Annotated in this window: 14 protein-coding genes and 1 pseudogene; 2 read left to right on the forward strand and 13 right to left on the reverse strand. The window is 56.4% G+C overall.

Features of this window, described 5'->3' with window-relative positions:
* Positions 1–198 precede the first annotated feature (198 nt).
* On the forward strand, positions 199–645 hold the full coding sequence (locus tag N8E89_RS07920; protein WP_106662378.1) for a DUF1810 domain-containing protein: 447 nt from the start codon (positions 199–201) through the stop codon (positions 643–645).
* A gap of 140 nt (positions 646–785) precedes the next feature.
* Positions 786–995 (forward strand): cold-shock protein, encoded by a 210-nt coding sequence (locus tag N8E89_RS07925; RefSeq protein WP_106662379.1) that lies wholly within the window; start codon positions 786–788, stop codon positions 993–995.
* Between the two features lie 42 nt (positions 996–1037).
* Here the strand turns inward: N8E89_RS07925 and N8E89_RS07930 are convergent, their stop codons facing one another.
* The 13 genes and pseudogenes from N8E89_RS07930 to N8E89_RS07990 form a co-directional block, all read right to left on the reverse strand.
* Entirely contained in the window at positions 1038–1679 is a 642-nt protein-coding gene (locus N8E89_RS07930) for an alpha/beta hydrolase family protein (RefSeq protein ID WP_106662380.1), read from the reverse strand.
* Between the two features lie 539 nt (positions 1680–2218).
* Entirely contained in the window at positions 2219–3205 is a 987-nt protein-coding gene (locus N8E89_RS07935) for an ABC transporter permease (protein ID WP_106662381.1), read from the reverse strand.
* Positions 3202–4182, reverse strand: coding sequence for an ABC transporter permease (locus tag N8E89_RS07940; RefSeq protein WP_106662382.1), 981 nt, complete (start codon positions 4180–4182; stop codon positions 3202–3204). The genes N8E89_RS07935 and N8E89_RS07940 overlap by 4 nt, the downstream gene beginning before the upstream one ends.
* Positions 4179–5678 (reverse strand): sugar ABC transporter ATP-binding protein, encoded by a 1500-nt coding sequence (locus N8E89_RS07945; RefSeq protein ID WP_106662633.1) that lies wholly within the window; start codon positions 5676–5678, stop codon positions 4179–4181. Before N8E89_RS07945 ends, N8E89_RS07940 begins: the two co-directional genes overlap by 4 nt.
* Before the next feature lie 87 nt (positions 5679–5765).
* Positions 5766–6821 (reverse strand): annotated as a pseudogene (locus tag N8E89_RS07950) (sugar ABC transporter substrate-binding protein); the annotation flags it as partial.
* Between the two features lie 118 nt (positions 6822–6939).
* Positions 6940–7872: an SMP-30/gluconolactonase/LRE family protein gene (locus tag N8E89_RS07955; protein WP_106662384.1), complete on the reverse strand. Its 933-nt coding sequence runs from the start codon at positions 7870–7872 to the stop codon at positions 6940–6942.
* Positions 7873–7914: 42 nt separating this feature from the next.
* Positions 7915–8631, reverse strand: a complete 717-nt coding sequence (locus N8E89_RS07960) for a GntR family transcriptional regulator (RefSeq protein ID WP_262261668.1) — start codon at positions 8629–8631, stop codon at positions 7915–7917.
* Positions 8632–8723: 92 nt separating this feature from the next.
* Entirely contained in the window at positions 8724–9440 is a 717-nt protein-coding gene (locus N8E89_RS07965; RefSeq protein ID WP_106662386.1) for a DUF899 family protein, read from the reverse strand.
* A gap of 283 nt (positions 9441–9723) precedes the next feature.
* Positions 9724–11346, reverse strand: a complete 1623-nt coding sequence (locus N8E89_RS07970) for an ABC transporter ATP-binding protein (RefSeq protein WP_146147742.1) — start codon at positions 11344–11346, stop codon at positions 9724–9726.
* Positions 11343–12263: a serine hydrolase gene (locus tag N8E89_RS07975; RefSeq protein ID WP_162707180.1), complete on the reverse strand. Its 921-nt coding sequence runs from the start codon at positions 12261–12263 to the stop codon at positions 11343–11345. The genes N8E89_RS07970 and N8E89_RS07975 overlap by 4 nt, the downstream gene beginning before the upstream one ends.
* 14 nt (positions 12264–12277) lie before the next feature.
* Entirely contained in the window at positions 12278–13408 is a 1131-nt protein-coding gene (locus N8E89_RS07980) for an ABC transporter permease (protein ID WP_162707181.1), read from the reverse strand.
* A complete protein-coding gene (locus N8E89_RS07985; protein ID WP_262261669.1) occupies positions 13401–14216 on the reverse strand; it encodes an ABC transporter permease in 816 nt (271 codons plus the stop codon). Before N8E89_RS07985 ends, N8E89_RS07980 begins: the two co-directional genes overlap by 8 nt.
* A complete protein-coding gene (locus N8E89_RS07990; protein ID WP_262261670.1) occupies positions 14194–14343 on the reverse strand; it encodes a hypothetical protein in 150 nt (49 codons plus the stop codon). The genes N8E89_RS07985 and N8E89_RS07990 overlap by 23 nt, the downstream gene beginning before the upstream one ends.
* Positions 14344–14414: the final 71 nt, after the last annotated feature.

Consider the following 14414-nt stretch of genomic DNA (forward strand, 5'->3'; position numbering starts at 1 on the left):
GGATAGCCGGGCCCCTGCTGGGGTCAATCAGCCTCTCCAGTCTGCACGGATGCGAGCCACCGTTCAATTAGCCGCTGGCTCGCTATAATTTCTTAGTGGGAGCTAACTTAGCGTCTGCAGAACGATTCCATTTGGATGTTCTCCGATCTAAGATATGGAGCGGGCACGGACGAGTCGGCCGCGTAGGAGAGTTCAGATATGTCTCCGGATGATCCCTTCGACCTCCAGCGTTTTGTGGTTGCGCAGGCGCCCGTTTACGAGAACGTGATAGAAGAGCTGCAAGGCGGGCGGAAGCAGAGCCATTGGATGTGGTTTATCTTTCCGCAGTTGCGTGGTCTCGGCCATTCGCCGAGAGCGAAGTTCTACGGCATTGCCTCATTGGACGAGGCGCGCGCGTATCTGGCGCATCCCCTGCTTGGATCACGTCTGGTTCTATGCACAAGCACGGTCCTCGAGATTAAGGGAGCTTCGCTGTATTCGATCTTCGGCTCACCCGATGACATGAAGTTCAGATCTTGTATGACATTGTTTTCGATGGTTGTACCGGAAACATATAATCCGTTCCGCGACGCATTGGATCATTGGTGCGGCGGAAACGCCGACCAACACACGCTCGCTCTGCTATCGCCCTCTACTCGGGGGTGACGATAGGTAAAAACCCGTGCTTTGTTCAGGGGTTCTACTGATTGACAATTCTGCCGCAGGCCATGAACTTGCAACCAGATTTGCAACGTCGACCGTTTGCAAATTTGCAAATGAGGCAGTTCTTACGAAGAAGGTTAAATATGGCCATCGGCACTGTTAAATGGTTTAATTCGACGAAGGGTTTTGGTTTCATTCAACCCCAGGATGGCGGCGCTGATGTGTTCGTGCATATCTCGGCGGTTGAGCGCGCCGGTATGCGCACCTTGGCTGAAAATCAAACGATCAACTACGAGCTGGTTCGCGACAAAAGATCCGGTAAAATGTCAGCCGATCAATTGAGCGCTGGCTGATCCCTAACGGAGAGCTCTAATAGCTCTGCAATTGCAGCGCTGTTAGAGTGCCAATCTGTCTGTCCACGCTTTGACCGTTTCGGCCATGGTTCTTAAGTGATCGGCAGGCGAAAGGCCGGATATCCTCTTGCGAGGCTTGAGGTCGTGATCGCCATCGTCAAGCCAGAGAATTTCGATCTTGTCCGAGAGTGTATAACCTGGAACTTCTTCCCGGGTACCGAACTCGTCACGTGTACCCTGACAAACCAACGTCGGCGTCATCAACCCTGCGAGATGCTTTGTACGAAGCTGCTCCGGCTTTCCGGGTGGATGAAATGGATAGCCCAGGCAGAGAAGCCCGGCGATTCTTTTGGCAGAATAAAGATCGTCGGCAATCATGCTGGCGACCCGTCCGCCCATTGACTTGCCGCCGATGACAAGGGCCCCTGTAGCACCAAGTTCAGCGACTGCCTTCATGTACTCCGGTTTGAGCACCTCGGCGCGGGGTGGCGGCTTGCGGCTATCGGATGTGCGACGTGCCGCCATATAACCGAATTCGAAACGCACGACGCGGAAATTGGCGGTGACAAGCGCCTTGGCTGTCGCTTCCATCGACATGGAATCCATCGGCGCGCCTGCACCATGAGCAAGAAGGATAGTGACGGGTGCATTATCCGCTCCGTCAAACAGAAAGCCTTCACGCATCAGCCTGCCTTCAAATGCGTTAGTAATTGACGAACTGCGAGAGGCACACGGCGGTTCGCCGGTTCCCAGCCTCTTTGTATGGCGAATCTGCTGTCAGTTACAAGTGCCGCATCTCGGAAGGGGACCGGATGTCAATAGCATTGGCCAGATTGCGCCTAACTCTAATTGGTTATCTATTTTTTTAGAAATTTGCTCACCAGCAGCGACTGAGTCACGCTGACGTAACGCTCTGTAACATAATTTTATGAAGTGGTCGTAAGTTTCAGCGCATGAAAAAACAACTTAAGAAGCATTCAAGCATGTGTGAGGGCGAGCGAGCGGCAGTGGGGGACCTAGGCCGAAATTCTATAGTTAGCTGAGTTAGAATATGGGCCTAGCACTGTGGTTTAAAGGGATGATGTCAAAAAGAGTCTAGAAAACGACAGGCGAAAGCCCATCTAATACGCGCTCCTCCGGGGCGCGTTTTGTTTTGGCGCCGCGATGAATTGATATACCCGCGGCCTGCGAAGGCTTCAATGTTTGCGACAGACTGTGCCGATCTACTTTCTGTCGATTTCACTTCGTCCATAGGAAAGCAGCATGGCCAGAATGACAACGCCATATATGATCTGGCGTCCGGCTTCCGGCATTTGCATGACCGCGAGAATAGACTGCAGCAGAGTGATCAGGATCACACCGGCGATCGTACCAAGATAGTTGCCGCGCCCACCAAGAATATTGGTTCCGCCCAGCACAACCGCTGCGATGGCAGGTAGCAAATAGGGGTCGCCCATGGCCTGATAGGCCTTGGTGGAATAGCCTGCCAGCAGCACGCCAGCAAAGGCGGCAGCTGCGCCCGAAAGAATGAAACACCAGATGATTACTGCATTGGTGTTAATTCCAGAGAGATAGGCGGCGGTTTCCCGGTTGCCGACAGCATAGACGCGGCGGCCAAACACTGTGCGAGTCAGGAGAAAAGTCGTGAATGCTCCGATAAGGATCCAAATAAACAGCGCATTGGGAAAACCAAAAATCGGACGGCCAACCGCCAGGAAATGCATTGCATCGGTAGCATGATCCTGTGGTGCGAAGCCGCCGGTGTGCAACACCATCAACCCTTGCACCACTGCATTCATGCCTAACGTGAAAATCATCGATGGCAAGCGCAGATAGGCGACACCGAGCCCGTTCAGAAGCCCCACCAGTGCGCCGCAAAGCACACCCGCCGGTATTGCAAACACGGCGCCGGCATCGCCATACCAGCCAGCCACTGCGGTTGCCATCATCGCTCCGAGGGTCACGGTCCAGGGAATGGACAGATCAATATGCCCAATTAGGATGACCATCATGGCGCCCGAGGCAATGATACCGAGGAACGCGCTGATCTGCAGCTGTTGCAACAGATATTCGGGGGACAGGAATTCGCGGGAATAAAGTGCTCCACCAAGGAGCATCAAAATGATGCAGCCGAATGCCGTCGCGACGGATCGGTCGAGTGAAAAACGAACCACGGGAATGGTGCTGACCTGCAGCTTGGGATCATTCATACGAAAAGTTCCAGGCGATTACGGATGCGCAAGACGCGAAGGGCTCCAAGACTGACAGCAGCAAGCAGCACCACTCCTTGAAACAACGGCTGCCAGAGCGGATCGAGATTGAATACAAACAGCAAATCCTCGATGGTGCGCAATACGAACGCACCAAAGATTGATCCGATCGCTGAGCCCCAACCGCCGAAGAGTGACGTTCCGCCGATCACGACAGCTGCGATCGAGTTGAGGGTGTAGTTTCCTGCGATTGGTGCGGAGGCCTCACCGGAATAGGTGTTGAAGGTCAGCATCAGGCCGCCGAAGGCGGCGAGAAATCCAGCAAGCGTATAGGCCAGCAGTTTGGCACGGTGCACCGGAACGCCCGACATATAAGCGGCCTGTTCGTTCGAACCCACGGCATAGGCCGCACGCCCCAGTACGCTGTTCCGGTAAGGCAACCAGACAAGCACGACGACCCCGAGGAGAATGATCAGCGCTGTGGGTACGACGCCGAATAGCTGACCGGTGGCAAGATCGGCGATATCGGATTGCACGTCGCCGCCGGGGCCCGGCCGGATGTAGAGCGCGATGCCATAGTAGATGGCGCCAGTAGCGAGTGTCGTGATGATCGGCTGAAGCCGGCCCCAGACGACAATTGCGCCGTTGAGAAATCCGGCCAGCGCACCCGCGCCCAGAACAGCGGCAATGCCAAGAAGACCTTCGCCGATGGTGCCAACCACGATTGCAGATGCCATGCAATTGGCGAGAATGAACACCATGCCGACCGAGAGATCGAGGCCGCGGGTCAGCACCGGTAACGTCTGCGCCATGGCGACAAGCGCCAATAGCACCGCCTTGTTCGCGGCAGTCGCCGCTACAGCTGCCGTAAGTCCCACGGGGTGATTGGCAACGTAGATGGTGAACATCAAGCCAAAAAGCCCGATCGCGGCGAGCAGGCCGCCATTGTGATAAAGACGATGGCGAAGATCACTCATGCCGCTTGCCCCTTGTCATCGACGTTGAGGGCAGTCTCGATCATCGTACGCTCATTGAGATCCGTCCCCGAGAGTTCACGTGCGATGCTGCCGCCATACATGACGAGCACGCGATCGCAACAGCCAATCAATTCGGCATAGTCTGTCGAGTAGAAGAGCACAGCTACTCCACTGTCCGCGAGGTCTCGTAGCAACCGGTAGACTTCCTGTTTGGTACCAACATCAATGCCGCGCGTGGGATCATTGAGAAGGATGATGCCCGGATCCGTCATCAACCATTTGGCCAGCACCACCTTTTGCTGATTGCCTCCCGAGAGCGTGGACACTGCCGCCGCGAGGTCGGAGATCTTTATACTCAGGCTTTCGATCATTCTTTCGACCGCGAAGTGTTCGCGGCCCCTGTCGAACCGCAATCCCTTTTGAAAACGGGACAGCGAGGCCAGGCTGATATTGTCCCGAATGTTCATTGACAACAAAAGCCCCTCAGTTTTCCGATCCTCGGGGATCAACGCCATGGGCAAGGCCGCACGCATCGCTGAACGCGGGCCCGACAGGCGAAGCGGTTTGCCAAGAACTTCAACAGTACCCGAAATCCCTTTAAGTACGCCAAAAAGTGCAAACAGCAAGGACCGCTGTCCCTGACCGTCGAGCCCGCCAAGTCCGACAATTTCACCCTTGCGGACATCAAACGAGATATCCCGCAATTGCTGGCCCCATGAGAGGTTTTTCACGGACAGGGCTACCCGCGCTCCGGAGTCAGGGGTTGGCTTCTCGGGGTAGTGGTGGATCAGCTCGCGGCCGATCATCATCTGGACGATTGCGCTGACCGATCGCTCACCTTTTCGGAAGGTCTCTATGCGCCGCCCGTTGCGAAAGACGGTTGCGCAATCGGCGAGAGCTTCGATTTCATGCATCCGGTGTGAGACGTAAAGTATGCCGGCCCCTTCTGAACGAAGCCGGCGGATGATGGCGTAGACGCGCTCGACATCGGCAGCGGTCAGCGCCGATGTCGCCTCGTCCAAAATGAGCAGCTTTGGTCGCTTTGCCAAGGCTTTGGCGATTTCTACCATTTGCCGCCGCGAGAGGGGGAGGTTACGCACGAGCTCGAGCGGATGGATATCCTCGCACCCGATCATTGCCAGGAGTTCGCGCGCGCGCTCGCGCTGTGCACGGCTATCGATCAGGCCGCCGCGGAGCGGTGGTGCGACAATTGAAAGGTTATCGGCAACGGTCATGTCGGGCAGGAGCGACAATTCCTGAAACACGCACACGACTCCCGCCGCCATCGCCTCGGTCGGATTGCGAAAATTGACGCGTTTGCCTGCAACGTAGAGTTCACCGGCACTCGGATCGGTGACCCCGGCCGCAATTTTGATCAACGTCGATTTGCCGGCACCGTTTTCGCCCAGAACAGCGTGGATCTCGCCCGGAAAGGCGACAAAATCGACGTCGCTCAGCGCGGCGATGCCTCCATAGTGTTTCGAAATGTGTTTCATTTCCAGAATTGGCGCGACGTCGGACACTAAAACTCCCTCCAAAAGCCCAAGACCGGGGCGAGGATTTTCGCCCCGGTCAAGCCAGGCTTACTGGTCAGCTTTGGTTTGGCCCATGATTTCCTGCGCACTGAAATTGATGCCACATGTGGGGAAGGAATTGCCGACGAAGAAGTTGTCGGTTTCCTTCGAATAGAAGCTATCGCCGTCCTTGAAATTGGGATCTTCCACAATTGAAAGGGGCAGCGTTATAGATTGCGGGACAACCTCGCCTTCAAGCGCAGCAATAGCGGTCTTTATGGCAACGGCAACCTGGGCAGGACCAGTGCCGGCAGAGGTGCATTTCAGTCCTTCCTTGGAGTACTCCGCACAGAGTTTGCGAAAGCCATTCTCCGTTTCGCCGCCCACGGGGACAAAGGGATGCTTGGCATCGATCATGGCGCGGATCGTTCCGGTCGACCCACCCTGTACTGATACCCCATCGAAATGCTTGTGCACCGCAATCGCATCAGCCACGACCTTTTGCGCGGTGCCGTCATCCCAGCGGCCGACGACTTCCACGGATTCCCAATTACCTCCCGATTTTTTCAGGACTTCCTGAATGCCTTCGTGACGGTCGCGATCGACCGATGTTCCGGTAACGCCCCGCACCTCAAGCAGTTTGCCCTTGTTACCGGGTATATTCTTGACCAGCCAGTTGCCCCAAAGCTCGCCAAGGCCTTTCTGGTCTACGTTCACATTGATAGCTTCGTCGGTGTCAAGCGTGTTGTCGAACGCCACCAGCACGATGCCGGCAGCGTTGGCACGCTTGATGACGGGTTTGAAAGCGGTCGGATTTTGCGCATTGACGACGATGGCATCGTAACCGGAATTGATGAAATTGTCGACCGCTGCAATCTGTGCGGCGACGTCGTCACCCGTCGAGACCACCTTGAATTCCTTGAGTTTCGCCTTCACTTCCGGCAGCGCAGCATATGCTTTTGCAGTCTGAATCATCTGGATACGCCAGGTGTTGCCGATGAAGCCGTTGGCAAGGGCTATCCGGTAGGGTCCTTCCTTCTTTGGCCACTGGAAAAACTTCGTTTCCGCCGCCAGCGGCTTGAAGCATTCAGCATCTTTGCTTGGGCCTTTCACAATTTCTTGGTCCCGCCGCGTACGCGGCAACAGACATGGCTAGACTGGCAGCGGTAGCGACCAGCATGCTCCTGAGTGGCGTGTTCATTTCTGTTCCTCCTCCTTGTCTAGTTGTTATGCTTTTATGTCTCTAGGGGTGCCGTGCACCTTGCCTCGTGGTTTCGAGCGCGTAGATCGAGCTTGTCGCGCTTATGAAGAGACGCGATCTTTGCGGGCCTCCGAAAGTGAGATTGGCAACCACTTCCGGCACGAGGATCCGGCCGAGCCTCGTCCCGGAAGGTGTATAGCAGTGGACGCCGTCCTCCGCGGATATCCAGAGCAAGCCCTCAGTGTCGACACGCAGCCCATCAGGCACCATGTCGATTTCAGCAACGACACGGCTCTCGCCGAGTTTGCGTCCATCAATCACGTCGAGTGCGCGCACGTGATGAGGGCGTGTGTCGTCAAAGCCAAAGCTATGGCCGCGCGCCCTGCCGGAATCGGCGATGTAAAGCACCGATTCGTCGGGGGAAAATGCGAGGCCATTTGGTCTGTCGAAATCATTGGCAACCATGTCGACCCGCCGGGTTTCAGGGTCGATCCGGTAAATGTTATTGCTGCCGATCTCGCTTTCGGCGCGGATGCCTTCATAATCTGAAATGATGCCGTAGGGCGGGTCGGTGAACCAGATGGAACCATCGCCTTTCACCACGACATCATTGGGCGAATTCAATCGCCTGCCATTCCAGTGCGTGGCAAGAACCTCGTAGCTTCCATCGCTTGCGGTGCGGCTGATACAGCGCCCCCCGTGCTCGCAGGAGATCATCGCCCCCGTGCGGTCAAGGGTATTGCCGTTGGTACGCTGGGATGGTTGCCGGAAAACCCGAAGCCCTTTGTCTTGCGACCAGCTCATCATCCGGTTGTTGGGAATATCGGAAAAACGCAGTTCCCCTATGTCGTCGAGCCAGACTGGCCCCTCTGCCCAGATGAACCCCGTCGCGATCTGCTCCAGTATGGCGCTTTGAGGAAAGAACGACGCGAAACGTCGATCATCACCAACAAGAAAATCCTGACCTGCTCCCATGATCCGGCCCTCCCATGCCGATCGTGATTTTCTGCCCAATCCCTATGTTTTGCCCACCCTCTGGCGCCGTTCATAATTACGTGCCGTGATATCGTCGGCCACGGATACTTGCAGGAACTTGATATAGCGCTCGCGCGTCCATTCGATGTGCCAAACGAGCAACTTGATCGCCTCGTCCTTCTCACCGCGGCCGACATGCTTCAAAAGCCGTTGATGCTCGTCATAGGATGTTAGGTTCAGCTCCGGATTGAGCGACAGACGATTGCGAAGCGCCTGAATGCGGAATGCGACAACGGAGAAAGTCTCGGACAGAAACTGGTTTTCGGCAACATCGAACATCGCCTGGTGAAACGAGCCGTCGAGAACCCGGTAGTCTTCGGTGTTTCCTTTCGCCAAAGCGACGCCCATTGCGCGGACAATTTCGGACCAGCGGTGGCGCAAAGCGCCGCGATTGCGATCCATGGCCAGGCTCAGAGCGGCGAGTTCAAGAATGGATCGAACTTCAGCGAGTTGAACCACCTGATCGGCGCTCATTTCGAAAACAAATGTTCCGCGTTGGGGGTGGACCTCAACGAGGCCCTGTCGCTTCAACTCGAGGAGGGCCTCCCGCACGGGCGTCTTGCTGACCCCGAGTTCTTCCGCCAATGCCAGCTCGGAAAGGGATTCCCCACACTGCAATGCGCCATGAACGATACGGCCGCGAATATAGGCGGCAGCCTGTTCCGTCAATGAGGGTCCTCTTGCAACGGCCAGTGTCAAAATGCACCTCCCCGGCGTTATATCTAAGATATCATATATTGCGCGGGCCGTGCGATCTTTGTTGCCGGCAGGGATCTCGGTTTCTCTAAGCGTCACCCAGCCGTTTGGTACTCCAGTTTTGGATACCAGTCTGTCCCGCGGCCATCGGGAGTGGAATCGAGGATTGTCCAAAGCGGCATCAGATCCGGCGCCCCGCGCGGATCCTGTCCTGGATCAGACGTCGGTGAGCCCATCTCGGCGCTCCAGAAATGGCGGATGATTCCGTCGCGGCGCATGAAAACATTAAATGCTGCATCGTCTCCGCCCTCGGGCGGCAGCGCGTGATAGTCTCGGCTGAAGTCCCCGCTTGGATCGGAATATAGCCTGAGATTGCGCCAGCCGCGTTCCTTCTTGAAGGCGATCAGCCGCTGGATAGGCGAGCGCGCGATCACCGCAAGCGCGATGCGCTGTTCGACGTCACGAGCCTCGCCGTCCCAGGCACTCAGAAGCGAGGTGCACATTGGGCATGGCCGCTCGCGCTCTGGCCCGAACATGTAGCTATAGGCGGCAAGCGTTTGTTTGCCGCAGAACAGGTCGGAGAAACTAACGGGCCCATCCTCACTCTCAAACCGGTAGTTTTTGATAACTTCTCCCCCTGGCGGCAACGCCCGTCTTTGCGCCGCGACCCGTTCGATTTGGCGCCTCAATTCGATCTCTTCGGCCAGCAGCGCATCGCGTGCTTGCCGATATTCGCTACTCTCGTTTGGAAACCGAACTCCGTTTCGCTCTGCCAGCTCTGTAGCCGGCGTCAGGGAGACAGTAGTGTTCATGACCGGGTCCTCTCTTTGTTGCAGTTCTCACATGTGATGTCGGCTTCTCAAGCGTCTGCCGTTCACCCTTCTCTTGCCCCTTCAACTAACGTTGATATCAACATATTGTGCATATGGCAAACGGCGAAACGGCCAAATCGTTCCATTTCTTGGGACCTTCCAGTGCGATCATTCCTTTGGTGATCAATCCGCGGCGGCCCCGCCAGTGTGCCGTCGGCAACCAGACCTTTCGACAAACTATTCTTAGCCAAGCACGGAAAATGCTACTCCAGATAACGAGCGATCAAACGGCCATAGCTGCGCTGACCAGCCGACGCGTGTATTCCTGCTGAGGATCGTCCATGATTTGGCGAGTTGCACCCCGTTCGACTTCCCTGCCATCCTTGAGGACAAGTACTTCATCGGCCATCGCCGAAACCACCGCGAGATCATGCGTGATCAGGAGATAAGTCAGATTGTGCTGCTCCTGAAGGCGGCGCAGCAATTTCAGTACCTGTAGCTGCACCGAGACGTCGAGCGCTGACGTGGGCTCGTCCAGTATCAACATTTGCGGGTTCATAACCAAAGCTCGGGCAATTGCGATCCGCTGCCTTTGCCCGCCTGAAAAGGAATGCGGATATCGATGCATGTCCGCGCGGCCAAGACCTATCTCTTCAAGAAGTTCCGCAACCCTATGGCGACGTTCGTTTTGGCTCAGTTCCGGAAAGTGCGCGCGCAGGGGTTCTGCTATGAATTCACCGATGGTCATGCGCGGCGAGAGAGCGCCGTAGGGATCCTGAAATACAACCTGCACCTGCTTTCGGAAAGCGATGAATCCCGGTGACGCCACCTTGCAGACGGGTTGACCAGCGAAGCGAATCTGCCCGTCATATGAGACGAGTTGCAGGATCGCACGTGCAAGGGTTGATTTCCCTGAACCTGATTCTCCGACGATACCCAGCGTCTGACCTGCCTTGACGCTCAGGTTCACGCCTTCCAAGGCGGTCGTCTTCGATCGCTTCGAAAACAAGCTCGATGATCGCGTGTAGTTTACTGTGAGGTTCTTGACGCCTAGCAATTCCGGACTACCGGAAGGAATTGGCTGTTTCGATCCGCTAGGCCTGCACGCGAGGAGGTATCGCGTATAGTCATGCTTTGGCGTCTGCATGACTTCGTTGGCGGGGCCCTGTTCGACCACCGCTCCGTTTTGCATCACCAGGACACGGTCAGCAATGCTTCGCACCAAAGTCAGGTCGTGCGTAACAAAGAGCAGTGCCATGCCTGTGTCATTGCGCAGCTGCTTCAACAACGTAATTATCTCGGCCTGAATGGTAACATCGAGCGCCGTTGTAGGTTCATCGGCAATGAGGAGATCGGGACTGTTGGACAGTGCCATGGCAATCATCACGCGCTGCCGTTGACCGCCAGAAAGCTGCCCGGGATAGGCATACATTTTTGCCTCCGGATCAGGTATCCTCACCCTTTTCAGGAGAGCCAATGCTTCATCCCATGCTGCAGCCTTGCTCATGAGCCGGTGCACGCGGATTGCTTCGACGATCTGCTTTCCGATTGGCATCACAGGGTTGAGCGAGGTCATTGGCTCTTGGAAGATTATTGAAATGCGAGCGCCACGGAGCCTGCGCCAGGAAGGTTCATCGAGGCCGATGAGGTTGGTCCTATCAAAAATGATCTCGCCATCGACGAAGGGAACAAGTCCCTTGGGCAGCAGACCGAGCAGGCAAAGGCCCAAGGTGGATTTGCCCGAGCCCGATTCTCCGACAACGGCAAGCGTCTCACCCCGCTCCATGGTGAAGCTTACCTCGTTGAGAATTGCCTTCGCGGCCGTATCGGGGCCGTTGGACGGAAGGCGAAGCGTCAAGCTGGAGCACATCAACAGCGGCTGGCGATCTGTTTTGGAAATTTTCACGGGGTTACCAGCAGGCTATGTACGTCATCGGCCAGACTGGGCAGCAATCGTTGGTTGTCGGCGCTCCATCGGCCGCTGCTGAAGACACTGACGATTGCGCTGCGCCCGTTCTGATGCTCGCAATAGAGGACGTCGTGGCGGGTGGTAGAGGTATGCCCGGCCTTGCTCCAGCAGCGCACAATTGCGGGAAGCCGCTCGGAAAGAAAACCCTTGACCTGATCTTCATTGGCAATAGCGGCATGGTGTGGGGCACGCTGCCAATCGCGCGCTAGCAAAGTCATCATGGAGGCGGATGCTGTTGCCGAAACAGCTTTACCTGCTGCAATATCGTGCATGAGGCTGGCCGAGGCGAGAGGCGTGAGCAGGTTTCCTCCTTCGCGCAACCGGGACGCGTATTCGCGGCCATAGGGCCCTTCTTCGAAGGTGCTGTGGCGCAGGCGGATGCCTCGATGGACTGAGGGGTTTGACCACGTATAAAACCATTCTTCGATACAGCGGCGTTTGGCGCACCAGGTGCCCATATCGATATCATCGAGAATTTCGCCGCCACTGCTGCCGGTAAGCCGATTGAAGAGGTATGTGGTGGCGTCATTTGACGAGACGCGGATCATCGCATCAAGAGCACGGTAATCTTCTCCGGTTGGGAAAAATCTGCCTGCCTCGGCGAAACCGAAGAAGCTGGCCATGAAAAAAAGCTTCGATACGCTCGCAGGGTAAAAGCTTTGTTCTGCGCGGTGGCCATACCAGGGACCGTCATCGAATTTGTCTTGCGATCGGCCTGAGGTGAGGGATGTCTCGTAAAGACGAATGGCAAGGCCAAATTCTTCGGGGTCAAGATGATCCCCGAAGTTCCGGAAAGTGCGAGCTACGATTTCCGGACCAGCATTGACAATACGTTCTGCAAATGGCGAATTCATTTCCATCCTGTCGGTTAGTCCAAGTTCTTGGGATCAATGGCACGATGCAAAGCTTCACCCACCCAGGTCACCGAAAGGAGCGTCACCACGAGAGCGATGCCCGGGTAGATGAGGAGCCAGGGAGACGTTTCCATATGGCCGGCGCCGTCCGCGACCAGTACTCCCCAGCTGGCCATCGGTTCCTGGACGCCGAGGCCCAGAAAAGAGAGGAAACTTTCAGCCAATACGACAGCGGGAAGATTGAGCGCGGCGTAGACAACTACGGGACCCAGAATATTGGGCAGAACGTGACGCAACAATATCGTGCGCCCGGGCAGGGCGGCGACGCGCGCGCTCAGGATATATTCCTGCGCCTTGACCTGCATGGTCTGGCCGCGAACAATTCGCGACATGGTCAGCCATTCGATCGCACCGATGGCGATGAACATCAGCAGGATATTCCGGCCAAGAAACGTTACCAGTATGATGACGAAGAACAGCAAGGGAATACCATAGAGCACGTCAACCGCCCGCATCATGAAAGCGTCGGTGCGGCCACCGACATAGCCGGCAATTGCCCCATATATGACGCCGATGCCGAGGCTGACCGCAGTTGCCGTCAAGCCGATCAGGAGCGACAGCCGTCCGCCCACCATGATCCGTGCCAACAGGTCCCGGCCATTGGCATCCGTTCCAAGGGGAAACACGATCGTGTTGGTTGCTACAGTCAAGGCCGCCCGGCTGGTACCGGGTTCGGCTGTCATGTGAGGCGGTGCAAAGAGACCGCGGATCGCCAACGACTTTTTCATCAGGTCGAGATCGAGATTGCGGCGCGCTTCCACGACAGCCGTCACCACGCGTGTATCATCTATCCTGTATTCGACAACCTTCGCGCCCGCGTCGCGCACTGCCTTGGCGAACCCTTTCTCAATGGTCGTGGGGTCCGGCCGGGGCGTCAGGCCGGGTGGAACAAGGATATAGTCCCGGTAAACCTGGTTATATGGATGCGGATACAATAGCGGGCCAATCACACAGATACCGACGACAAGAAGCAGCAGCGCCGCACTGCCAACGGCGGATCTGCGCTTGAGGAAACGGCCGGCAGCCTGATGCCATAGGCCGGGTTCGTGGGGTATGACGTCGCGAAGCGCAGCCGGGTCAGTCATTGCTGACTCCCACCTGCACGCGCGGATCAGCGAGCACATACACGAGGTCAGTAAGCATGTTGAACAGCACGATGAAGCTCGTATAGACAATCACGGTGCCCATGACTGTCGTATAATCCCGGTTGAGAGCACCTTGTACGAAATAGCGGCCAATGCCATCAATTGCGAAGACTTGCTCCACGACCACGGAGCCCGTCAGTATGTTTGCCATGGCAGGTGCCATGTAGGAAATGACCGGAAAGAGCGCCGGTCTCAGCGCATGTTTCACGAGCACTGTCGCCGGCGGCAAGCCTTTGGCGATTGCTGTGCGCACATGCATCTGACCCAGGACATCCATAAGCGAGGCCCGCATGAGCTTGGCGATAATTCCAACTTGCGGCAATGCCACGGCGATCACCGGAAGCGTAAGATAGTACCAGCTTCCATCGCCCCATCCGGCTATGGCAAACCACCGCAATTGAAACGCGAGAATCAGGGATAGCAGTGGCGCCAGAATGAAGGACGGAACGAGCACGCCGATCATCGACAGATTGACGATCAGGCGTGACAGGAGACCATTTGGACTGACGGCGGCCAGCATCCCGACTGCTATGCCCAGCACAAGCGCCAGCAAAATCGCACAGATGCCGATCTGCAGCGTTGCAACCAGACCCGAAGCGAGAATGCTTGAGACCGATCGGTCGACGTATACCATGCTTGGCCCAAGGTCCGCATGCAGAAGATCCCGCATGTAAATCAGATATTGATCAAAGATGGGCAGATCCAGATGAAAATGCCGCTTGAGGTTAGCTTGGACCTGCGGCGGCATGATCTCTGCCAAGATCGAACGGGCCGCCTGGCGCCAGTCGCATCAGGAAGAATGAGACGGTGATTGTCACGGCGATGGTGATGATCGCTGCGAGAATGCGTTTGCACAGAAAATAGATGAATCCCATAGACGCATACACTTTCAATCAACGGTGTCGCTGGGCGTATGCGATGGGCGCTGGGGATGCTCCGCAACGCC

It is taken from the genome of Phyllobacterium sp. A18/5-2 (assembly GCF_025452215.1).
GTDB lineage: Bacteria > Pseudomonadota > Alphaproteobacteria > Rhizobiales > Rhizobiaceae > Phyllobacterium > Phyllobacterium sophorae.

Excerpts from the sequence above, each read along its gene's own strand:
- N8E89_RS07920 (WP_106662378.1), top strand. The coding sequence starts at position 199 with ATGTCTCCGGATGATCCCTTCGACCTCCAGCGTTTTGTGGTTGCGCAG.
- N8E89_RS07925 (WP_106662379.1), top strand. The coding sequence starts at position 786 with ATGGCCATCGGCACTGTTAAATGGTTTAATTCGACGAAGGGTTTTGGT.
- N8E89_RS07930 (WP_106662380.1), bottom strand. The coding sequence starts at position 1,679 with ATGCGTGAAGGCTTTCTGTTTGACGGAGCGGATAATGCACCCGTCACT.
- N8E89_RS07935 (WP_106662381.1), bottom strand. The coding sequence starts at position 3,205 with ATGAATGATCCCAAGCTGCAGGTCAGCACCATTCCCGTGGTTCGTTTT.
- N8E89_RS07940 (WP_106662382.1), bottom strand. The coding sequence starts at position 4,182 with ATGAGTGATCTTCGCCATCGTCTTTATCACAATGGCGGCCTGCTCGCC.
- N8E89_RS07945 (WP_106662633.1), bottom strand. The coding sequence starts at position 5,678 with ATGAAACACATTTCGAAACACTATGGAGGCATCGCCGCGCTGAGCGAC.
- N8E89_RS07955 (WP_106662384.1), bottom strand. The coding sequence starts at position 7,872 with ATGGGAGCAGGTCAGGATTTTCTTGTTGGTGATGATCGACGTTTCGCG.
- N8E89_RS07965 (WP_106662386.1), bottom strand. The coding sequence starts at position 9,440 with ATGAACACTACTGTCTCCCTGACGCCGGCTACAGAGCTGGCAGAGCGA.
- N8E89_RS07975 (WP_162707180.1), bottom strand. The coding sequence starts at position 12,263 with ATGAATTCGCCATTTGCAGAACGTATTGTCAATGCTGGTCCGGAAATC.
- N8E89_RS07980 (WP_162707181.1), bottom strand. The coding sequence starts at position 13,408 with ATGACTGACCCGGCTGCGCTTCGCGACGTCATACCCCACGAACCCGGC.
- N8E89_RS07985 (WP_262261669.1), bottom strand. The coding sequence starts at position 14,216 with ATGCCGCCGCAGGTCCAAGCTAACCTCAAGCGGCATTTTCATCTGGAT.
- N8E89_RS07990 (WP_262261670.1), bottom strand. The coding sequence starts at position 14,343 with ATGGGATTCATCTATTTTCTGTGCAAACGCATTCTCGCAGCGATCATC.